This window comes from uncultured Algibacter sp., from assembly GCF_947495925.1.
In the GTDB taxonomy this organism is placed as follows: Bacteria; Bacteroidota; Bacteroidia; order Flavobacteriales; family Flavobacteriaceae; genus Algibacter_E.
Window position 1 is genome coordinate 495830 of sequence record NZ_CANMAU010000001.1, and the last position, 23127, is coordinate 518956.

Here is a 23127-nt window from a genome sequence, read left to right on the forward strand (position 1 = left end):
AATTAAGTCCCTTTTTCTTAACTTTGTTATACAAAACAAACTAAACTTTGGCATTAAATCTTAAGGAAGTTCCTCGAGTAAAAACCATTACTAAAGCGGATTTTTTAAACCATTATTTTAAACCACAAAAACCAGTTGTTATTGAGCACGCTATTGAAGATTGGCCTGCTTATACCAAATGGAGCCTTGATTATATAAAAAGCATTGGCGGGGATATTACTGTACAGCTCTATGATGATAGACCTGTAGATTATAAAGATGGGTTTAATGAACCACATGCTAAAATGAAGCTTAGCGCTTATATTGATTTGCTTAAAAGAGAACCTACTAAATTCCGAATTTTTTTATGGAATGCTTTAAAGGAAATACCTACGCTTCAAAAAGATTTTAGCTTCCCAGATTTCGGATTACGACTTATGAAAGGGATTCCAATGTTATTTTTTGGTGGACAAGATTCCCATACCTTCATGCACTATGATATAGATTTGGCTAATATTTTTCATTTCCATTTTGAAGGAAAAAAAGAGGTTATTTTGTTCGATCAAGACCAAAACCAGTATTTATATAAAATTCCGCATTCATTAATTACTAGAGAAGATATAGACTTTAAAAATCCTGATTTTAAAAAATGGCCCATGCTCAAAAAAGCTAAAGGCTTTAAAACAGAACTAAATCATGGAGAAGTATTATATATGCCCGAAGGGTATTGGCATTATATGCGGTATGTTACGCCAGGTTTTTCTTTAAGCCTGCGGGCTATAGCCAGAAATCCCAAAAACTTTAGTAAAGCTGTTTACAACGTTTTTATTATGCGCAATTATGATAATGTAATGCGCCGAATTAAAGGGCAAAAGTGGATTGATTGGAAAAATGATCAGGCCATTATAAGAACTCATAAACACTTGTAGTTTTTAGTTTGATTTCTTTTAAGTTATAATATCTTTACACGCTCAAACTAAAATCTCAAATCATGAAAAAGTCACTTTTTATAATCGCAGTTTTATGCGTTACATTTGTTAATTCTCAAGCATTTATTGGTGCTAACGACAATAAATTTCAAGTTGGTGTTAATCTGCAAAACAACGCAACGGGTATCAATCTTTCTTATGATTACGGTGTAGGAGAAAATATGTCAATAGGACTTTCAGGCGCTTATGCATTAGGGGTAAATGAAAATATTGACGCCGATTTTAAGGACCGTATAGATATAAAAGCTCGTTTTAATGCCAACTTAGGAAATGTTATTAATATTGATGAAAACTTTGACATTTACCCAGGTTTAAACTTAAGTTTAAAAAACTTTGGTGGACATTTAGGTATGCGCTACTTTTTTAGCAGTGGGTTTGGTGTTTATACGGAACTTAATGTGCCTTTAGCTAAATATGATACAGGAACACTCACGCCTGCAGAAAAAATTCATAATCAATTCACGGCTAATATTGGTGCTTCTTTCAACTTATAAGAACCAAAAAAGTCTAATAAAAAAGGGTAAAACAAATGTTTTACCCTTTTTTATTAATTAACGAATTCATTATTTAATCAGCTCATAAGCTTTTTCATAGACGAAATGCGACTCCCAACCACGATATAAAAAATAATCAATGAATTTTTTACGCCTTTTAAATACATTAGATTCTTTTAAACTATGCGCTTTTTTTTGAGCCAGTTCAGAAAACACCACCAAATATTGGGCGTCGTCAATTTCCGCAAGCGCATGATTGATGTTGATATTAGAAATATCTCTTTTCTTTAATTCTATTCTTAAACGTTGGCGCCCCCAATGCTTTATTCTAAACTTACCACGTACAAATGTTTCAGCAAAACGAGCTTCATTAAGATAATTATGCTCTAAAAGATGTACCATAATCATATCTATAGCCTCGGGTATCATGGACATAGCTTCAAGTTTTTGGCGTACCTCTTGATGGCACCGCTCTTGATAAGCACAATAATGTTCCATTTTTTTAGTGGCCTCTTGTACAGTGTAGGTTTTTTTGTTCATCATTTGATGTCTAAAATAAAAAGATTAACTTTACGGCATATAATTTCCCTCATAAATTTACTGTAATGAAAAAAACTACTTTATTATTACTCTTACTTTTAACCTTTAGTTTTGGGTTTGGGCAGACCATTCTTAGTGCAGGCGATATTGCTATTACAGGTATAAACGCAGAAACACAAACACCTTCTGATACAACTGACGAATTCTCTTTTATTTTGTTAACGGATATAGACAGTGGCACTGAAATTCATTTTACAGATTGTGGTTGGACATCTTCTGGTGCTTTTAGAAACTTAAATATAGGCACTGGCACTATAGGCGAAGGTGCTATTACTTGGACAGCTCCTAGTGCTTTAGATTGTGGAACAGAAATCATTATAGAAGAGACAGGTGCTAACACTTATACCGCATCAATAGGTACGGTTGCAGTATTAGATCTTGGATTTGATCTGTTAAGAAACGGAGACCAGCTATTTGCCTTTCAAGGGACCACTGTAGCTCCTACGTTCATTTTTGGAGTACATTTTGCAACTAATACAGGTTGGACAGATGCTACAAATACTAGATTTAGTGCTGTCCCATCTGGACTTACAGATGGAGTAAACGCCGTTTTTAGAAATAGAGATAATATTGTTTATAGATATAATGTTACAGGAAACGCTCCATCAATCTTGGCTGCTTTGGCTGATTCTGGTAATTGGCTTGGTAGTAATTCTGTCTTTCAAACCTTAGGACTTCCAAGTGGTCTTTCTTTTACTTGTGATGCTACCACTATTCTTGGAGCAGGTGATGTTGCTATAACTGGTGTTAATTCAGATGATCCTGACGAATTTTCGTTTGTATTGTTGACAGACGTTGTTAGTGGTACTGAAATTAACTTTACAGATTGTGGTTGGCAATCTGCCGGGAATTTTAGAAACTTTGCTTTTAACAATACTAATGGGAATCAAATTGGAGAAGGATTTTTGAAATGGATAGCTCCGGGGGATGTAAATTGTGGTGAAGAAATTATTATTGGTGAAACCTTTGCTGGTTCAAATGTATATACAGCCTCACTTGGAACAGCTGTTGAAATACAAGATGGATTTGCTCTTGGAGGTGCAGATCAAGTAATTGCTTTTCAAGGCACCATAGGATCCCCTACATTTTTATTTGGGACTCATTATGGTAATGGTAATGGTTGGACTGACGCTACAGGTGGTAGTTCTAGTGCGGTGCCAGCAGGATTAACCGATGGTGTAAATGCCTTTGCTAGAAATAGAGATAATTTTGTTTATAAGTATAATGTTACAGGAAATTCGTCATTAATCTTAGGGGCAATAACAACTCCTGGTGAATGGACTGGAGATAATAGTATACGTCAAACTTTAGGAATTCCTAGTGGTTCATTTACTTGTAACGCTACTGTCCTTTCTGCAGGTGATGTTGCCATTACTGGAGCTAATGCAGATGATCCTGACGAATTTTCTTTTGTTTTATTAGAAGATATCGTGAGTGGTACTCAAATCAACTTTACAGATTGTGGATGGATTGCCGCCGGGAATTTTAGAAATTTTAGTTTCAGCAATGCTAATGGAAATACAATTGGAGAAGGCTTCCTAACATGGACAGCATCTAGAGACCTGAGTTGTGGTACGGAAATTATAATTACAGATACTGGTAGCGATACATGGTCGGTATCTCCCCTTGCAGATGGAGTTGCTGTAGAATCTGAAACTAACTTTGCACTTGGTGCTGGTGGCGATCAAATTATTGCCTTTCAAAGTACTACAGAATCTCCTCAATTTCTTTTTGGATTTCATTTTGCCACTCCTACGGGCTGGACAGATGCTACTGGAAGTAGTTCAAGTGCGGTACCTGCTGGTTTAACTGATGGTGCAAATGCAATTGCTCTTTCTCAAGATAACGTTATTTATAATTACTCTGTTTTAGCAGACCAATCATTAATACTGGCGGCTACAGCAGATAACGCAAACTGGTCGGGAAGCAATGGGGTACGACAAACTTTAGGGCTACCTATTGGTGTTTTCTTTACTTGTACAATTCCAGGAATTTGTGCAGGAGGAACTGTAACATGGAGTGGAGGCGCTTGGTTTGGAGGAACGCCTGATGCAAGTACCGATGTTGTTATTGCAACTAGTTATATAACGGGAACAAATGGTAGCTTTAATGGCTGTAGTTTAACCATTAACCCAACAACAGGATCATTAACCGTTTCTGATAACACCTTTGTTTTTATTGAAAATGATGTTGTTGTAAATGGAACCTTAACGGTTGAAACTGGTGGGAATTTTGTTCAAAATGGTGTTGGTGCTTCAGCAGGAACGTTTACAGGAACAGCTACTTTAAACAAAACGACTCCAGTTAAAACAGAATGGTATTACTATACGTATTGGGGTTCTCCTGTAGTTGGAGAAACGATTGGCAATGTCTTCCCTAATGTACTATTTGATTGGAGCTATAGCTTTAATGCCGCTAATTTTGTAGATACCGATGGTGATGATATTGATGATGATGGTAATGATTGGGAAATTGCTGGAGCTGGTGATACAATGACACCAGGAATAGGCTTTGCTGTAGCAGGAGAACGTTCAAGTTCGGGATCATACCCTAGAGCAGATAATATTTCATTTACTGGTGCATTTAATACCGGAGACATCACCGTACCTATTACCTATGGGGCTGGAAATCCTAATATGCGTTGGAATTTTATAGGAAACCCTTACCCATCTGCTATTGATTTTGTGGCATTCCATTTAGCTAATAATTCTGTGTTAGAGGGAGTAGCTTACTTTTGGTCTCAAGCATCTCCACCAGATTCTGGCAACCCAGGTAATAATGCTGAAAATTTAAATCTAGACGACTACGCTGTATTTACTATTGGTACAGGAGGAACAGCGGGAGGTAGTGGCGTTGCGCCAAATGGTTATGTAGCCTCAGGTCAAGGGTTCTTTATCCCAGCTATAAATAGTCTTACTAGCCCTTCGGGGCATTCAGCCACGTTTACTAATGCCATGCGTTCAACGGACGCATCTAGTAATGGGCAATTCTTTAAAGGCTCTTCTACTAAAAAATCTAAAGTTAGTGCTAGTAATCCTTTGGAAAACAAACTTTGGGTAAATTTAACCTCTGATAATGGCGTATTTAATCAAATATTAGTGGGCTATGTGGAAAATGCTACTGATGCATTTGATGGCATGTCTTATGATGCTCCCAAATTATTAACGCCTGATTATGCTGCCGCATTATACAGCAGTATAGATAACGATGACACTAAGTATGTGATTCAAGGTAAAAATATGAATCGTATTAATGAAAATGAGGTTATTAAGCTAGGGTTAAGTACTACTATTGAGGCGACTACAACTTATACATTATCTATTGATCACTTTGAAGGTGAGTTCTTAAATAGTAACAGCATCTATCTTAAGGATAATTTATTAAGTGCAATACATGATTTAGGCGAATCTGACTATACATTTACATCTGAGGCAGGAGAGTTTAATGATCGTTTTGAGATTGTATTTAACGCAAATGCATTATCTATTAGCAATAATAGTTTAGAGAATAACTCTCTTAGAATTATTGACTTAAAGAACGATAAAATACAATTTAGTACTTCTGAAAATCTAACGATTAAAACAGTAACTATCTATGATCTTTTAGGTAGACAACTGTATGATTTAAATGGCAACACTAGCTCCGAAATTTATGAACTAGCAAACCTAAGTAATGCAGCTTATGTTGTAAAAGTTCAACTTTCAAATGGTGCTGTTATTACAAGAAAGATAATTAAGAATTAAGACGAACATTTAATAACTAAAAAAGCCCTATGATATATAAACCATAGGGCTTTTTATATTTAGAGACTATACTTTAAAGTAAAGATAAAATTCCTTCCAGCGGCCGCAATGCCTGATGAATATGTTCGATAACGTTGATCTGTCATATTTTCTAAACCTGCGCTAATTGTAGCTGACGATGTTAATTGATACTGCGTTCTAAAATTAATAGTGTACCAAGATGGACTATAAGGGTTTCCATTCAGATCTTTTGCATAAATATAATCTTTCTCAAGTTCAGACGGAGCTAATTGATTATTAGACAGTTCCCCGTTATAATTTGCAAATATATCAAGTTTCAACCTCCCATTTGTCCAAAGCAAATGAGAGTTTCCAAACTGAGGTGCAACATGCCTCACAGGGACTTCAATATCCCCCATAGTTTCGCTGCCCCTCGCTATACTATATTGCGATGTTAAATCAAGTTGTTTAGTCAATTTTACTTTCATACCAACCTCAAAACCATAAATCCAAGCTTTTGAGGCATTTTGTATAGCCTGCACATTACTTAATTCACCATCATATATTATGTCAGTCTCACCATTTAAAGTGTAATCTCTTCGCACTAAGGCATTATCCAAGTACGTATAGTATGTGCTCATATCCAATACAAACATATCATTAAAATTTAATTTTAAACCAAACTCACCTCCATAGGCATATTCCGATTTTAAATCATTATTAGGCACCACTACCGATCCAGGTTCTGAGTCAAACACTTTACCAATGTCATCAATATTTGGAGCTCTAAAAGCAGATGAAACATTTAATCGCCATTGCATTAACGAGCTAGGAGACCAGCTAATTCCAGCAGTCCCAGTAAGGGCATCTGATTCATTCTCTGCAGCACTAAACGGCAAACTTAAAAACACATTATTTTCTTCAAAATCAGCTTTCGAAGCCACATAATTATACCTAAGTCCTGATTGTAACACAAATTTGGTATTAGGTTTATATTTTATACTGGTATACAAAGCAGCAGATTGCCAATTAGATCCATTTGGATAACGAGATACTGTTTTCAATTCTTCCAAGCTAGAAATATTCACTTCTTTACCTTCTGACTTCACTTTATTGAAAAGATATTCCGCCCCATAAAACAACTGCATTTTTGGACTAATCGTTTTTTCTAAATCTAAATTGAAAGAAAAAACATTTACTGTTTCTTCTCTTATATTTCTAAAAATAGATTGAAAATTCCTATCTGTTCTACTTTCTTGAAAATTTTGATAAGCTATGGTGGTTTTAATTTTATCGTAGAGATTTGAATGACTGCTTAACTTTGTCACCTGTAAATTAGACATAAACCAATTTTGCGGGCCATAGTTCCATTCTGCCGATCGCAAATTGCCTCCATCGTATCTAATTAAACGATCGTAACGTGGAATATCTGAGGTGCTAGCATAATGCAACCCCAAATCAAAACTTAACCCTACAAAAGGCTCATATCTCACCTTTTGCGTCACATTTAACTGATTATATCCTGTGAATTTTTGAATTTCAGGGATATCATTATTCACAATAATATCTCCATCATCTTTTACCAAAACAAATTTTGAACGCAGATAATCGTCGGGTCCATGCGTTCCCATTTTTAAATCGCCAAAACTCGCATAACTTACACTGGTATTAAATCCCCATGTTTTTAAACCCATATTAAAATCGAAATGCCCAGTTTTCTCTTCGCTTGCAGATCCATATCGTATCAAAGCATTGGCGTGAAATTCCAACGAATCTGAATAGGACAACTTGGGTGTATGGCTATAAAAACTCATAACTCCGCCAATAGCATCACTACCATAAATTACCGATCCCGAACCTAATGTTACTTCAGTTTTCTGAATTGAAAAAGGATCGATAGAAATAATATTTTGTAAATTACCTCCTCTAAATATGGCGTTATTCATCCTAACACCATCAACGGTTATTAATAATCTATTAGTGGCAAATCCTCTAATCATAGGGCTACCTCCTCCTAATTGACTTTTTTGCACATAGACAAGCCCTGTATTCTCTAATAAATCTGCACTCGTTGGAGGGTTTATAAATTCAATACTTTCAGCATCAAGACTTAAAATTTTTTGAGGAATATCCTTTTCACTTTGTTCAAACTTGGAGGCGGAAATCACAATTTCCTTTAATCCTTGTGTATTTGATACTAAATAGACCTTATTGGATTGAATAATTTCTTGCTTGGTTAATTTTTTTAGCACATGCGATAAATGCTTAAAATAAATTACTTCATCATCTAAAAACTGACTCAATTCAACCTCTCCTCTAAAATTTGAGACTTCACTTTTAGACTTATCCAAATTGTAAATAGCAACACCAAAAATGGGTTCTTTTGTAATGCTATTAAGAACTTTTATATTTTGCGCCTGAATAGATACTGAAACAAGTAATAAGAAGAAAATAAAATTAAGCAACTTCATGTTTTAGCTAAAAACTTGATTAAATACCTGTAAAGACTTGGGAGGTTTAAAACTCCCCAAATGTAATTCAAAATAAAGCAAAAACATATTTAAAAATTGCCGTCTTTGTTTTGAATTGATTCTAATACTAGGAAGTGCATCAAATGTTGTGCCTAATAGCTGTTTTAATATTAATAAATTTTCGCCTGAAATGTAATATTTACTCGTTGGTTTCAATTCAAACACCCCTTCACTCAAATTAAAAATAGGGTAATCTATATGCTCCTCATCTGGATAAAACCCAAGATATTTAGTCAATTTTAAAAGAAACAGCAAGTGAAAATTTGAATAATCTGATTGAGAGTCTAACCAGAGTAATGTGTTTTCGAGATAACTATAAAGCAATTCATTTTTTTCTTCTTCTCTTAAAGTGCTGCTTAGCACCTCGGACAAAAACATAACAATGGAACTTTTGAGAATATGGGAATGAAGACTTAGATATACCGTATTGAGTTTAACCTCTTTTATGGATTGTAAAGACTTGTTTTTTTTATAATTTGTAGTGATTTGTAATTGCGTTAATGGCTGAAAATGAGCAGCCCTAGCATGTCCTTTTCTACTTTTTAAAACTCCACGTAACAGAAAACTAAGAACTCCTTTTTCTTCTGTATAACAATTAATAATTAAATCATGATCTCTATATTTTAACTTTGAGAGTACTATACCATTTGTAGTTATTAGCATTATCTCACCACCATTAGTTTGATTACTTTAGTCTCAAACGTATCTAAATCAGAAAGCATAATAAGATAAACTCCAGATGCCACCATATTATTCCCCAAGTTTCTTCCGTTCCAATAAGCTGTACCACCATCAATTTCTAAATTATAACCACCATAGCGCGGATTCGTTTTGGATTGTGCTTCAGCCACTAAATTCCCTTCTATATCGGTAATTTTAATATTAACATTTTCTGAAATATCTTTAATTTTTACCTTTTTATCAAATACATTAAACTCAGGTCTTACCGGGTTTGGATATACGAAAGCTTTATCCAAGCTTTCAACTGGTCCAGAACTTCCGGATTTAAAAGATAGTAACCCTTTCTCTGTGGCTATATAAATAATCCCATTTACCTCGTCAATTGACAAATCCCTAATACTATTTGTAGGTAAAGGAGAGTTATCTTTAGTAAAATGAAAAATAGTTTTCTGTCCATCTGGAGAAAAATAGAACAACCCTGAATCAGAAGTTCCTATCCATTTATTATTTGAACCATCCACCTTAATATCCGTTATGTTTTGTTGAAATAAGAGTTCCTTAGCAATTCCATCTTCTTCAATTATAATCTCATCAACCCTAATATTTTCATCTTCAAAAAAATTGGATGTATTGTATAGTACTCTCAGTCCTAATGTTGTTCCAATCCACAATTGATTTCTTTTGTCTGAGGCTAAAGCCGTTACTGTATAAAATGGAAAGTTCTCATCTTCACTACTAATACTCTTTATTAAAGGTCTTCCATTATTCTCAATAAACCCAATTAAACCAAAATTAAAACTACCTATCCACTTAACTTGATTTACTTCATCAACAATTAAATCTGAAAATCCCAAGTTTTGATTTATAGGATCAGATATCAAACTTGAAAAATCATAACTTCTCCAACTATTTGAAGCTAAATCAAAAGACTTCAGAGGTTTTGCGATTAAACATGTGGTCGTCCATAACACTCCATTTTCATCAAAAGCTGATCCAGACAACCTTAAACTAGTAAAATCTGGATCTCCTGGCATCTCTATAGATTCTAAACCGCTATTTGTCTGATCGTACCTTATTACAGGCTGATCGTCAACAATTTCCAATATTCCATCTAAAAAAGAATTAATAAACACCTGTTCATTATTATAAGGATTAATAGATATAGTATTCAAATTTCTAGAACCAAACAAACTATCATAAGGAATATTTTTCCATCTATTACTTCTTAAGTGGCTAACACCACTTCTTTTTACGGGAGAAGGGTTATATCTATTTGAATAATCACCGAACGACACCCATACTCCATTTGGTAAAGACTCTAACGAAAAAGGAGTATTTAATAGCGGTCCATCTGGATGAATTTCTTGAAAAGTTAAAACATTACTAACCTCTGTTTTTAACAGACCAAATAATTCTGTTCCTATATATGAGTTCTCCTTATTGATTGTTGCAACATTAAACTTTGTTTTATAATCCTCATTTGCCGTGATATTTGATATAAGATTAAAGTTAATATCATAAATAGATACATCATTTTCAGTGGTAACTACTAAATTTTGATCAACGGACCTTAAATCAAGTGGGATAGTGGCGTATGTAAATAACTCTTTAACAGAACCATTTTCAACTTCATATATTATTCTATTAAAGTTTGTTGCATAGAGCCTATCTAAATGGGCCTCAACCCCATTCCAATTACCTGAACTAATAGTTTCCCAATTTTTAAAATCAATTAAATCTGGTCTAGAAATATCGGCTTTTTTGAGTCCGTTATTGTCTATGGTAGATGCATAAATAAAATCTTTATAAATAGCCGTTTGAGTGACCGGGATCTGAGCTCCTCCGTTACCAATAAAATAAGTATCTCCAAACTCTAACCGTTCTAAGTGTAAAACAGTAATACCATAATTTGTTGATATATAAACAACATTTTGGTCGGCATTAAAGTGATTAATTCTTTTACTTGTAGGCGATATAGTAGGTTTATCTAAAATATCTACGAAAGCCAAAACCTTATTATCATTATCAAAAACAATTTCAATGAGCCCATTTTCATAACCTATAACCAGTAATTCATATATATCGCTATAAAAAATAGAGGATATGGCTTCCCCTGACAACCCATTAACTGCTGTTAACTCTTCAATTTCATTCGTTTGAGTATCAAGAATAAAAATAGAATTATCTGCACTAGCATATATTTTTCCATTACCTTGACTAACATCCTTAATATTATTATATGAAAAATGACCTTTCCACGATGCCGAGAAATCTTGAGAAAAATGCAATAAAGGGAATAGGCAAATTAGTAATACAATAAATCTTTTAAACATAGGATGCTTTTGATTATTCAAATATATTTATAACTAACGAGTTTTACTTTAAAATAATATATTTTGTAGTGTATCATTTTAATTTCAATGTCCAAAAATATTATCTTAGAAATCAATTTACTGGTTATGAAAAAGTATATCATCTTAGTTTTTATTCTCGCAATCCATTCAAAACATTTTAGCCAAGACATAAGTGCTCAAGAATTATTAAATAAATCTATCGCTTATCATGACCCAGAAGGTGCTTGGAATACTTTTAGCAGTAAATTTCTTGTAACCATGCAAATACCAAATAAGTCGAACCAAGAAAGCAAGATCGAAATCAATTTACCAAAAGAATACTTCAAATTGGTCACTAAACGTGATTCTGTCTCTGTAACGTATACCCTTGACAAAGGAAAATGTATTATTTCAAAAAACGACTCTATACGGATTTCAAAACAGAAAGAAAAACCAAAACGTTCTCATTGTGAAATGACTAAACTCTATAAAGACTATTACACCTACCTTTATGGTTTACCTATGAAATTAAATGATCCGGGAACCATTATCAGTGAAAAGGTTGAGCACAAAACTTTCAAAGGAAAAAAATATTTAGCCTTTAAAGTAAATTATGACACAAAGGTAGGAAAGGATGTTTGGCACTTCTATTTCAACCCTGAAACATATGCCATGAAGGTTTATCAATTCTTTAAAACTAATGAAGACGGCAAAGTAAAACCAGAAAGCGGAGAATATATAATGCTCTCTGAAGAGGCTATTATAAATAATATTAAAATGCCCAAAATAAGAGCTTGGTATTATAACGCAGATGACAAATATTTAGGCACTGATATTTTAAATTAGGAATCACAAACTACTTTATATCTTAAATATCTTCCTGAACAATTCCTATTTGATCTAATTCGTTTTGAGCTCTAATTTTGGCTTCAAATCTGGTAATATCTACAACGTAAGTTTTAGAAATAGTATCATGCCATCCTCTACCTTCGGCCCCAAGAAAAGAGAATGCTTCAAAGGGAATTATTCTCGAAAAACTTCGCTTTAAATAATCTAAAGCTGTTGGTTTAGATCCATCTGCTAATACAACTCTCGTTTTTGTTATGAATTTACCAATACTTCTGCCTCTAGTAAAAAATTCAAGTGCAAAATATATCAAAGCAAGTGCAACACTTGTGATCAGTCTATCTAATAAAGGACTAATCGTTTCTTCTTCATTTAAATATGCATCTACCGCTGTAGTATCTTCTGCATATGAATAATAAAAATAACTGGAAACAAATACAAATACTAAAAAAATAACGACTATAAAAATAATATCAACTATATAATTGGTGAATCGATTTCCTTTGGTAGCATATAAATCTGGAGTAACGTTGAAAGAATTTGGCATAATCTAGCATAAATTAACAAAGCTAATATAAGTAAAAAAGCACCTCAATTGAGGTGCTTTCTAAAAATTTGGGGTTCCCCCTTTCGAGGGAACTCGCCCAATAAATCAAAACCTTATTATGATCCACACATTAAACAGTCATCACCTTCAGCTTCCTTAGCTTGGGCTATGAGTGCTTTCATTTCCTCGGCCGTCATTGGCTCTACTTCTGGTTCATTTTTCTTTGCAAATTTAGCAGCGTTTTGAGCAGCTAATTTCTTTTTCTTTGATTCTTCTTGTTTTGTTACTGCAGTATCTACCTGAACAATCTCTACAGCTTCTGCAACAGGTTCTTCTTTCTTGGTTGTTTGAAGCGTAAATTTAATGGCATCAACAGCGCTCTTTGTACGTAAGTAATACATCCCTGTTTTTAAGCCACTTTTCCAAGCATAAAAATGCATTGAAGTTAGCTTAGCCATAGTAGCTCCTTCTAAGAATAAATTAAGTGATTGTGATTGGTCAATAAAGTATCCTCTTTGACGAGACATATCAATAATATCTTTCATACTTAATTCCCAAACCGTTTTATAAAGGTCTTTAATATCTTGAGGAATAATATCAATATGCTGAACAGAACCATTCGCTCTCATTATTTCTTGTTTTAAGCCTTCATTCCAAAGTCCTAATTCAACAAGATCTTCAAGCAAGTGCTTATTCACTACAATAAACTCTCCAGATAGTACACGACGTGTATAAATATTAGAAGTATATGGTTCGAAACACTCATTGTTTCCAAGAATCTGAGATGTAGATGCCGTTGGCATTGGAGCTACTAATAACGAATTTCGAACTCCATTTTTAAGTACTTGTTTACGCAGCTTTTCCCAATCCCAATTTCCGCTTAACTCATCATCGTTAATATTCCAAAGATTATGTTGGAAATCACCTTTACTTATTGGCGACCCTTCATATGTTTGATACGGGCCATCTTTTTTAGCTTCTTCCATACTTGCTGTAACGGCAGCATAATAAAGTGTTTCAAATATATCTTGATTTAGTTTTTTAGCCTCATCGCTTGTAAAAGGTAAACGTAATTGAATAAAGGTATCTGCTAATCCTTGCACCCCTAAACCAATTGGTCTATGACGCATATTTGAGTTTTCAGCTTCAACTACCGGGTAGTAATTTCTATCAATGACTCTATTTAAATTTTTAGTTACACGTTTTGTAATTCTAAATAATTCTTTATGATCAAACGCTCCATTTTTAATGAACATTGGCAATGCAATAGAAGCCAAGTTACATACAGCGACCTCATCTGGAGAAGTATACTCCATAATCTCTGTACATAAATTTGAAGAACGAATAGTTCCTAAGTTTTTCTGGTTAGACTTACGGTTAGCAGCATCTTTATAAAGCATGTAAGGCGTACCTGTTTCAATTTGAGATTCTAAAATTTTCTCCCAAAGTTCGCGTGCTTTTATAGTTTTACGCCCTTTACCTTCTGCTTCGTATTTTAAATATAAAGCTTCAAACTCTTCACTATGTGTTTCTGGTAGCCCAGGGCATTCATTAGGACACATAAGAGTCCAATCTCCATTTTCCTGAACTCGTTTCATAAATAAATCTGAAATCCACATCGCATAAAATAAATCGCGCGCACGCATTTCTTCTTTACCATGGTTTTTCTTCAAGTCTAAGAAATCAAAAATATCAGCATGCCAAGTTTCTAAATAAATAGCAAAACTTCCTTTTCGTTTACCTCCACCTTGATCAACATATCTGGCTGTATCATTAAACACACGTAGCATAGGTACTATACCATTACTCGTTCCGTTTGTTCCAGCAATATAACTACCCGTTGCTCTTACATTATGCATAGCTAAACCAATTCCGCCGGCAGATTGAGAAATTTTAGCGGTTTGTTTTAATGTATCATAAATCCCATCAATACTATCTTCTTTCATTGTTAAAAGAAAACATGACGACATTTGAGGTTTTGGTGTACCTGAATTGAATAAAGTTGGTGTAGCGTGTGTAAAATATTTTTTTGACATTAGCTCATAAGTTTCAATAGCTGCATCCAAATCATCTAAATGGATCCCTATTGAAACACGCATAAGCATGTGCTGTGGACGTTCGGCAATTTTTCCATTTAATTTTAAAAGGTACGAACGTTCTAATGTTTTAAAACCAAAAAAGTCATATCCAAAATCGCGGTTGTAAATTATGGTAGAATCTAAACGATCCTTATTATCCATAATAACTTTATATACTTCGTCTGAAAGTAATGGTGCGTCTTTACCTGTTCTTGGATTTACATATTTATGCAAATCTTCCATCACATCACTAAAAGTCTTTTTAGTGTTTTTATGTAAGTTTGAAACAGAAATACGAGCAGCTAAACGCGCATAATCAGGGTGAGCAGTAGTCATTGTAGCAGCAACTTCAGCAGCAAGATTATCAAGTTCACTCGTAGTTACACCGTCATAAAGCCCTTCTATAACGCGCATAGCTACTTTTAATGGATCCACTAATTCATTTAATCCGTAACATAATTTTCTTACTCTAGCAGTAATTTTATCGAACATAACTTGCTCTTTTCTGCCGTTTCTTTTTACTACATACATACTTTTACACTTTTTATAATTTCCTGATACACCTTCAGAAAATGGGTTAGTTAGTTATTCTAAATACTGATCTCTATGAGGGGAGACCAAATTCAGTTGGTTTAATTAATTCAATAAATGGTATTTTGTTAATTTCCCGTCTAGGGAATATCATTTTAATCTTTAATTCAAAACATCTTTGAATATGAAAAGAGTTTTTTGACTAAAAATCGGCGTCAAAACTAAATTTATCTTCCTCTTCTTCTTTATTAAGCACTCCTGCTTTTTGATATTCTGACACACGTTTTTCAAAGAAATTTGTTTTTCCTTGTAAAGAAATCATATCCATAAAATCAAATGGATTAGCTGTATTGTACTCTTTTTCACAACCTAATTCACTCAACAATCTATCAGTTACGAACTCTAAATATTGTGCCATTAAAACAGCGTTCATTCCAATCAAACTAGCTGGCAATGATTCTGTTATAAATTCACGTTCAATATTTAAAGCATCAATTAAAATTTCTCTTATTCGCGATTTTGGAACTTTATTTACTAAATGCTTTTCATGTAAGTGCACTGCAAAGTCGGCATGTACACCTTCATCTCTAGAAATCAATTCATTTGAGAATGTTAATCCTGGCATTAGGCCTCTTTTCTTTAACCAGAAAATAGAACAAAATGCCCCAGAAAAGAAAATACCTTCTACAGCAGCAAAGGCAATTAACCGTTCTGCAAAGCTTGGAGACTCAATCCATTTTAATGCCCAATCTGCCTTTTTCTTGATGGCAGGGAAATTTTCGATCGCATTAAACAACAAATCTTTTTCTTTTTCGTCTTTAACGTAAGTATCAATTAAAAGTGAATAGGTTTCACTGTGGATATTCTCCATCATAATTTGGAACCCATAGAAAAATTTCGCCTCACTGTACTGTACTTCGTTTACAAAATTTTCAGCTAAATTTTCATTTACTATACCATCACTGGCAGCAAAAAACGCTAAAATATGTTTTATAAAATATCGTTCATCATCATTTAGCTTCGTAGACCAATCTGTAAGATCTTGATGCAAATCAATTTCTTCTGCTGTCCAAAAACTTGCCTCAGATTTTTTATACCATTCCCAAATATCATGATGTTGAATTGGAAAAATAACAAAACGATCTTTGTTTTCTTGAAGAATGGGTTCTATTGCTTGAGACATTGTAAATTGATTTATTTAAAAATTAAACGAAAATTTTGTTTCAACTTCGGGTTAACAAAGATTGTAAAATGATTGATACATTTTCAAAAAAAAGAAGAAACCTTTTCAACAAGTTTTTAACAAACAATAAAAACACTATAAATCAGGAAGTTTACAAAAAAAATAAGTTAAAATATTGATTTTAAGCATTTTATGTTTTTTTAAAATTCAAAAAGTTTACAAAAAAAAATCAAGTTTTAACGTTATAAAGCCTTTACCCACAAGGCTTTTTAAGCAATTTTTATAGGTGAATTTTTAGTGTTAAAAAGTTTCTGCAACCTTTTCCAATTCCATATACCAATCTTCACCAAATTTTCTTATTAAGGCCTCTTTTACAAATTTATAAATAGGAACGCCCAATTCTTCTCCTAACTGGCAAGCGTCATCGCAAATTTGCCATTTATGGTAATTAACTGCAGAAAACTCAGTGTAATCCTGAACTCTAATAGGATATAAATGACAAGACACCGGTTTCTTCCAAGAGACTTCACCTTGATTGTAAGCTTCTTCAATAGCGCAAAGCGCCACGTTTTTTTCATCAAAAATCACATAAGCACAATCGGCTCCACCTATAAGAGGCGTTTCTAAGTCATCATCTTCTGTTTTAATATAAGTTCCTTGAGACTCAATAGCATCAATACCTTCTTGACGCAAAAAAGGTTTTACTTTAGGATAAATATCTTTTAAAATTTCAGCTTCGTCTGCATCAAGAGGTGCTCCTGCATCGCCATCAATACAGCAAGCCCCTTTACAAGCACTTAAATTGCACAAAAAGTCCTTTTCAATAATCTCTTCTGAAACAATAGTCTTCCCTAATTGGAACATAAAATTATTTTTTTTAACAGTTGCAAAAATAGATAAACTTTGATATAATTTTTTAAGATAATTAAGCAATAAAGGTATATTTTTGCGGAAAATTTAAAAACACAAAGTTATGCAGTTCAATTTTAAAGAAATATTTACCGCATTCATGGTTTTGTTTGCCGTAATTGATATTGTTGGAAACATTCCTATTGTTATTGATTTAAGAAAAAAAGCAGGCCACATTCAAAGTGAAAAGGCTTCTATTATTGCTGGAGTCATTTTGATCGTCTTTTTGTTTTTAGGAAATAGTATCTTAAACCTTATTGGCATTGATGTAAATTCTTTTGCTGTTGCTGGCGCATTTATTTTGTTTTTTATTGCCTTAGAAATGATTTTAGGCATAACACTTTATAAACAAGATGAAAACGCTTCTATGACCACTGCGGTTTTTCCTTTAGCCTTTCCATTAATAGCAGGTCCTGGTAGTTTAACCACCTTGCTTTCTTTAAGAGCAGAGTTTAGCATAGAAAATATCATTATTGCTGTTATAATGAACGTAATCATCATTTATATTGTACTTAAAACCTCGGCAAAAATTGAACGCTTTTTAGGAGCTAATGGTATTAACATAATCCGTAAAGTTTTTGGTGTTATTTTATTAGCGATTGCGGTCAAGCTATTTGCGCATAACATAAAAGCTTTATTTGATATTGCTTAAATTTGCAAAAATTCAACTCCAATGAAATACTTCATTTATTTTATAATTCTTATTTCTGCGGCATTAGGTATTTATAATGCCACAAAAATTAATTTAAGCGCACCATTAGAAGGAGACAGTACTGTTGGACTTATAACGGTTTTAGCCTCTCTCTGTGCCATCTTATTAATGATAATTCTTTTAGTCTCAAAACGTATTGAGAGAAAAGTAAAAGAACGTAAATAATGTTTGATTCTTTAATAATTGGTGGTGGCGCAGCAGGTATGTCATGCGCTTTAGTTTTGGGATCTGCAAAAAATAAAGCTTTTGCAGCAAATAAATCCATAGGTATTATCATGCACCAAAAAACATCTCACCTGCAGACTGCTTTATTTAATAATGTTTTGGGTTTAGCACCAGAAACCACAGGCGCTTCCATATTGGAAAGTGGCAAAACCCAACTTATCAATTTATACCCGCATGTTGAACAAATAGAAAAAGAAAAAGTTCTTGAAATATCTAAATCTAATGGTGCTTTTATTATTAGAACAAACAAGAACACACACCACTCTAAATTGGTGGTAATTACTGTGGGCTACACGAACCTTATGACCATTAAAGGTTTGGACAAATATGTAGAGCCGCATCCAAAAGCAGCTATAGAAAAGAACCGCATTTGGTTAAAAAACACAGATCATCTTATTGAAGAAAACCTATATGTGGCAGGAACATTAGCGGGGTGGCGCAGTCAATTTGCTATGGCTGCAGGAAGCGGATCACATGTAGCCACTGATATTTTAACGCTATGGAATAATGGAAAACATGTTAAAGTACATGATAAAATTAATATTTAATTGCGCTTAAATAAACATTACTTTAGAAGCTGCGCCTACAGCTAAACTCAAATTATAAATATTACAGCATAATAATCTAGATTTATCTTATTCAAAATGAAAATAACAATTAAACAATTTATCTTATTCGGGTTATTTATAGTAATAACATTTCAAACTAAATCTCAAACTCCCATCCAATTAAGCAACAATCAATTTACTTTTACTGAAGGACCTGTTTGGGATGGAATAGAACATATATACTTTACAGATATACCAAAACAGGAGGTAATTAAGTACAATATAAACACAAAAGTTTTTTCTTTAGCATACGAAAATTCGGAAAGAGCAAACGGACTTATGTTTGATATTAATGAAAAATTAATAGTATGCGAAGGAGGCACTGGAAAAATAACCCAAAGGGAATTAGACGGCACTTTAATTGAAACCTTAGCATCTACTTTTAACGGAGTAAGATTTAATGGCCCAAATGACTTGTGCATAGATGAAAAAGGAGGCATATACTTTACCGATCCATCTTTTGAAGGAACCACTCAACCATCAACAGGAATATATTATGTAAATACTTCGGGAGAGGTATTACAGCAAGACACTTTTGGATCTACAAACCCCAATGGAATCATTATTAGTCCAAATGGAAAGACATTGTATGTAAACAATACTTCAAATAAAAATATTTATAAATATGATATTAATGAAACTACAGGAGCTTTAAGTAATCGTACACTTTATGGCGAAGTACCGGATGCCTTACCCATATCTGAAGCAGATGGTATGGCCATAGACACTAACGGCAACTTATATGTAACAGCCAAAGCTAAAATTCATGTTTTTAATGGAAATCAATTAGCTCCAATAAATACTATTTCGTTTCCAGAAAAAGTTACAAATTGCACTTTTGGAGGACCTGAACAAGACATCTTATACGTAACAGCAAGCAATAATATTTATCAAGTTTCATTAACTGGAGTAACAGGCATAAGACATCCTTTTGACTTATCTAACCCTTTAAATACTTCAAATTTCAAGAACACATTTAAGGACAATACCATTTACCCTTTACCTGTTGTTAACAATACTATTCACATAACCAACATAAAAAAATTGGATGCCAAATCGGTTAAATTATTTAATCTCAATGGCAAAGTAATACCCTTAACTAATATCACAAACAAACATGATACGCTCGAAATTTTATTGAGTAACAAAATAGCTAACGGAATCTACCTTTTACATCTAAAAAAAGATAATGAGCTTTTAATTCGTAAGGTGATTTTACAACGTTAATTAGTCGTAAAAGTGTCTATCAAAAAAAGGAAGCCATGATTATAATCATAGCTCCCTTTTTTAATTATTTTTTTCCGCCTAACTCATTCTTCCTCACTCAACTTAATCACCTCATCAATCATAATATCACGCTGATTAAAAACTTCTTCGAAAGCACCTGTTCCAAAAAGTTGATCGGCTAGTGTGGCTTTTATGTATTGTTTAACTTCATCATGATAAGCCACAAATGTTACTTTTGAATCTGATCTTAGGTTTAAGTAATCCTGAAAAGCATATACCAAATCTTCACCCACTTTAAAAGTATCAATAAAATCTTGTCTTGAAATACCGTCATACGCATGTCTATCTCGCTCTAACTCTTCAAAAACAAAATTACCAAAGTATCCTCTGCGTTGTAAAAAAGATAAAGTTTCGTTTTGCATACTACTATCAATAGGAACAAATACATCAGGAATAATACCTCCCCCTCCATAAACAATTTTACCTTTTGGTGTTGTAAACTTTAATGAATCATCTACTTTAATTTTTCCAGGATCTAAAAGTTCTCCACTTTCCAACCTTTCAAAAACTTCATCATAATAGTCTGCATTCCCATTATTATATGGTCGTTGAATAGAGCGCCCCGTAGGTGTATAATACCTCGATACGGTTAAACGCACCGCGCTACCATCACCTAAATCCATTTCACGTTGTACCAATCCTTTTCCGTAAGAACGACGCCCAACAATAGTACCCCTATCGTTATCTTGTAACGCTCCTGCAACAATTTCGCTAGCCGAAGCCGAATTCTCATCAATCAATACATATACATCTCCTTCTTCAAAATCTCCTTTTCTGGTAGCATAACTCTCTTCAATATCACCGCGCTTGTTTTTAGTAAAAAGGATGAGTTTATCATTCTCTAAAAATTCATCTAGAATTTGCTCAGCAATACTCAAAAACCCTCCAGGGTTATCCCTTAAATCTAAAACAATATCTTTAGCACCTAAATCTTCTAGGTGATCAAGCCCTTTTTTAAATTCTTTATAAGTAGACTCAGCAAATCTGTTGATTTTTATGTAACCCAACTTTTCAGTGAGCATATAAAAAGCATCCACACTTTTAATGGCAATTTTACCCCGTTTTACTGTAAAATTTAAAAGTTCTGGCTCTCCTCTCCTATAAACTTTCAAGTTTACTTTAGTATTTATTGGCCCTTTTAATTTTTTCACCAATTCACCGTCCTCTAAGCTATCACCATAAAGAGAGTCGCCATTGGCCATAATAATTCTATCACCCCCTTTAATACCGGCTCTCGCACTAGGCCCGTTTTCAATAGCCCTGATTACAGCAATGGTATCTTTATAAGTATAAAAACTCACCCCAATACCTACAAAATCACCCTTCATCTCTTCGGCAACACGTTCCATATCTTCTTTAGGAATATAAACTGAATGTGGATCTAAATTTTCCAAAATTCCATTAACAGTAACGTCAACAATGCTATCGGTGTTTATATCATCAACATAATCATATTCAATGTAATCAATAAGTCTGTTAAGCTTATCTTTTTTACTATTAGTAGAAAATAACCTATCTGGTGCATCTGTAAAACTCAACTTTCCACCAATAAAAATGCCAGTTGCAATAGCAACACCTAAAACTAAGGGTAAATATTTTTTTTGATATGGCATTATGCTTTTAAATCTTCAATTTGTTCGAGTTCTATTCCTGCTTTTTCTAAAAATTTAAGTCCAGAATCATCTTTATAAGCCTCATGATAAACTACTTTCACCACTCCTGCCTGATGAATTAATTTACTACACTCTTTACAAGGCGACATCGTAATGTAAAGCGTTGCTCCCTTGCATGATTGTGTTGATGAAGCTACTTTTAAAATAGCGTTCGCCTCGGCATGTAAAACGTACCATTTGGTATAGCCTTCATCATCCTCGCAAAAATTTTCAAATCCCGAAGGCGTACCATTGTATCCATCAGATATTATCATCCTATCCTTTACTATTATGGCTCCAACTTGCCTGCGCTTACAATAAGACAGTTTCCCCCACTCTTTTGCAATTCTCAAATAAGCCTTATCGTACTTACGCTGTTTATTTTCTGGCATTATTACTTTTTATAATTATGGCGTTACCCTCATATCAAATTTGAAAGTTAACACTACTTTTCTATAATTCGGGCCAGGCTTTACGTTCTAATCTTTTGCAAAAAAGCAAAAGGATTTCCACTGCAATCCTTAACGCGAAACAATATAACGAATATACTCGCTTCGTATTTTAATTACAATGGTGGCTGCGTTAAAGTTTTACGAAAATTAAGCTAAAAAATCACTATTTAATATCATAGGAATTACTAGACCAACGACTATTGCAGACACAACCATCACCCAATCTCGTTTAGAGAACCTAAATATAGTTTGTATTACATATCCTAAAAAAAGCACAACAAACACAATAATAACCTGAGCTAATTCAATACCCAAAGCAAACTCTAAAAGCAGTACCAACTTATTATCTGTATCTCCCAAAAGCATATGAAATTCACGTGCAAAACCTAAACCATGTATTAAACCAAAAAACAAAGTAGATAAAAACAAAACTCCAATCTTTTCTTTTTGCGCACCTTTTCCCGATGTAAATACATTAAAAAGCGCAACAACCATAATAGTAATAGGAATTAAAAACTCCACGACAGTCGCATTTACACTAATTACATTATATGCTGCTAACACCAAAGATAGTGTATGCCCCAAAGTAAACATTGAAACCAGAAGAAGGACACGCTTCCAATCTTTAAACACATAAGGAACCGTTAAAGCTATAAGAAATAAAACATGATCATAAGCATTAACATCAAGTACATGATTAATACCATACTCCACGTTGAACCAAAAATTGTCAAGCATAATAATTAA

At 33.5% G+C, this 23127-nt stretch carries 19 protein-coding genes; 8 read left to right on the plus strand and 11 right to left on the minus strand.

The genetic code is table 11. The features are described 5' to 3' along the window. Nucleotides 1-47 precede the first annotated feature (47 nt). Both Q0857_RS02230 and Q0857_RS02235 read left to right on the plus strand, forming a co-directional pair. A complete protein-coding gene (locus Q0857_RS02230; RefSeq protein ID WP_298531509.1) occupies nt 48-908 on the plus strand; it encodes a cupin-like domain-containing protein in 861 nt (286 codons plus the stop codon). A 62-nt stretch (nt 909-970) separates the two neighbouring features. After that, nucleotides 971-1462: a DUF6646 family protein gene (locus tag Q0857_RS02235; protein WP_298531512.1), complete on the plus strand. Its 492-nt coding sequence runs from the start codon at nt 971-973 to the stop codon at nt 1460-1462. A 69-nt stretch (nt 1463-1531) separates the two neighbouring features. On the opposite strand, the gene Q0857_RS02240 is transcribed toward Q0857_RS02235, so the two are convergent. Then, nucleotides 1532-2005, minus strand: coding sequence for a regulatory protein RecX (locus Q0857_RS02240; protein WP_298531515.1), 474 nt, complete (start codon nt 2003-2005; stop codon nt 1532-1534). Nucleotides 2006-2067: 62 nt separating this feature from the next. On the opposite strand from Q0857_RS02240, the gene Q0857_RS02245 reads away from it, so the two are divergent. Further along, a complete protein-coding gene (locus Q0857_RS02245) occupies nt 2068-5805 on the plus strand; it encodes a T9SS type A sorting domain-containing protein (RefSeq protein ID WP_298531517.1) in 3738 nt (1245 codons plus the stop codon). A gap of 59 nt (nt 5806-5864) precedes the next feature. Here Q0857_RS02245 and Q0857_RS02250 read toward each other — a convergent pair whose 3' ends face one another. From Q0857_RS02250 to Q0857_RS02260, 3 genes are read right to left on the minus strand one after another with little or no spacing between them, the layout of a single operon-like run. Beyond that, nucleotides 5865-8276: a TonB-dependent siderophore receptor gene (locus tag Q0857_RS02250; RefSeq protein ID WP_298531520.1), complete on the minus strand. Its 2412-nt coding sequence runs from the start codon at nt 8274-8276 to the stop codon at nt 5865-5867. Between the two features lie 3 nt (nt 8277-8279). After that, nucleotides 8280-8999, minus strand: coding sequence for a DNA repair protein RecO (gene recO / locus Q0857_RS02255; RefSeq protein ID WP_298531522.1), 720 nt, complete (start codon nt 8997-8999; stop codon nt 8280-8282). Beyond that, the gene (locus tag Q0857_RS02260) at nt 8999-11350 is read right to left on the minus strand and encodes an ABC transporter substrate-binding protein (protein WP_298531525.1); all 2352 of its coding nucleotides are present in this window, start codon (nt 11348-11350) and stop codon (nt 8999-9001) included. The genes recO and Q0857_RS02260 overlap by 1 nt, the downstream gene beginning before the upstream one ends. Nucleotides 11351-11476: 126 nt before the next feature. Here Q0857_RS02260 and Q0857_RS02265 point away from each other — a divergent pair, with 126 nt between their 5' ends. After that, the gene (locus Q0857_RS02265; protein ID WP_298531528.1) at nt 11477-12196 is read left to right on the plus strand and encodes a DUF6503 family protein; all 720 of its coding nucleotides are present in this window, start codon (nt 11477-11479) and stop codon (nt 12194-12196) included. A gap of 22 nt (nt 12197-12218) precedes the next feature. On the opposite strand, the gene Q0857_RS02270 is transcribed toward Q0857_RS02265, so the two are convergent. The 4 genes from Q0857_RS02270 to Q0857_RS02285 form a co-directional block, all read right to left on the minus strand. Beyond that, nucleotides 12219-12743: an RDD family protein gene (locus Q0857_RS02270; protein WP_298531531.1), complete on the minus strand. Its 525-nt coding sequence runs from the start codon at nt 12741-12743 to the stop codon at nt 12219-12221. 116 nt (nt 12744-12859) lie between these two features. Next, nucleotides 12860-15352 (minus strand): ribonucleoside-diphosphate reductase subunit alpha, encoded by a 2493-nt coding sequence (locus Q0857_RS02275; RefSeq protein ID WP_298531533.1) that lies wholly within the window; start codon nt 15350-15352, stop codon nt 12860-12862. A 202-nt stretch (nt 15353-15554) separates the two neighbouring features. Next, the gene (locus Q0857_RS02280) at nt 15555-16535 is read right to left on the minus strand and encodes a ribonucleotide-diphosphate reductase subunit beta (RefSeq protein WP_298531536.1); all 981 of its coding nucleotides are present in this window, start codon (nt 16533-16535) and stop codon (nt 15555-15557) included. A 300-nt stretch (nt 16536-16835) separates the two neighbouring features. Further along, entirely contained in the window at nt 16836-17399 is a 564-nt protein-coding gene (locus tag Q0857_RS02285) for a DUF3109 family protein (RefSeq protein ID WP_298531538.1), read from the minus strand. Nucleotides 17400-17508: 109 nt separating this feature from the next. Here Q0857_RS02285 and Q0857_RS02290 point away from each other — a divergent pair, with 109 nt between their 5' ends. The 4 genes from Q0857_RS02290 (at nt 17509) to Q0857_RS02305 (ending at nt 20216) form a co-directional block, all read left to right on the plus strand. Beyond that, nucleotides 17509-18096 carry a MarC family protein gene (locus Q0857_RS02290; protein ID WP_298531541.1) on the plus strand — a complete coding sequence of 196 codons (588 nt, stop codon included), beginning with the start codon at nt 17509-17511 and terminating at the stop codon, nt 18094-18096. 21 nt (nt 18097-18117) lie between these two features. Then, nucleotides 18118-18321: a hypothetical protein gene (locus Q0857_RS02295; RefSeq protein ID WP_298531543.1), complete on the plus strand. Its 204-nt coding sequence runs from the start codon at nt 18118-18120 to the stop codon at nt 18319-18321. Beyond that, a complete protein-coding gene (locus tag Q0857_RS02300; RefSeq protein ID WP_298531545.1) occupies nt 18321-18929 on the plus strand; it encodes an FAD-dependent oxidoreductase in 609 nt (202 codons plus the stop codon). The genes Q0857_RS02295 and Q0857_RS02300 overlap by 1 nt, the downstream gene beginning before the upstream one ends. Before the next feature lie 96 nt (nt 18930-19025). Further along, the gene (locus Q0857_RS02305) at nt 19026-20216 is read left to right on the plus strand and encodes an SMP-30/gluconolactonase/LRE family protein (protein WP_298531548.1); all 1191 of its coding nucleotides are present in this window, start codon (nt 19026-19028) and stop codon (nt 20214-20216) included. 83 nt (nt 20217-20299) lie between these two features. Here the strand turns inward: Q0857_RS02305 and Q0857_RS02310 are convergent, their stop codons facing one another. The 3 genes from Q0857_RS02310 to Q0857_RS02320 all read right to left on the minus strand — a co-directional run bounded on the left by Q0857_RS02310 (nt 20300) and on the right by Q0857_RS02320 (nt 23118). Beyond that, the gene (locus Q0857_RS02310; protein ID WP_298531550.1) at nt 20300-21889 is read right to left on the minus strand and encodes a S41 family peptidase; all 1590 of its coding nucleotides are present in this window, start codon (nt 21887-21889) and stop codon (nt 20300-20302) included. Further along, a complete protein-coding gene (locus Q0857_RS02315) occupies nt 21889-22320 on the minus strand; it encodes a dCMP deaminase family protein (RefSeq protein WP_298531551.1) in 432 nt (143 codons plus the stop codon). The genes Q0857_RS02310 and Q0857_RS02315 overlap by 1 nt, the downstream gene beginning before the upstream one ends. A gap of 207 nt (nt 22321-22527) precedes the next feature. Continuing rightward, nucleotides 22528-23118: a HupE/UreJ family protein gene (locus Q0857_RS02320; RefSeq protein ID WP_298531553.1), complete on the minus strand. Its 591-nt coding sequence runs from the start codon at nt 23116-23118 to the stop codon at nt 22528-22530. Between the last annotated feature and the right edge of the window lie 9 nt (nt 23119-23127).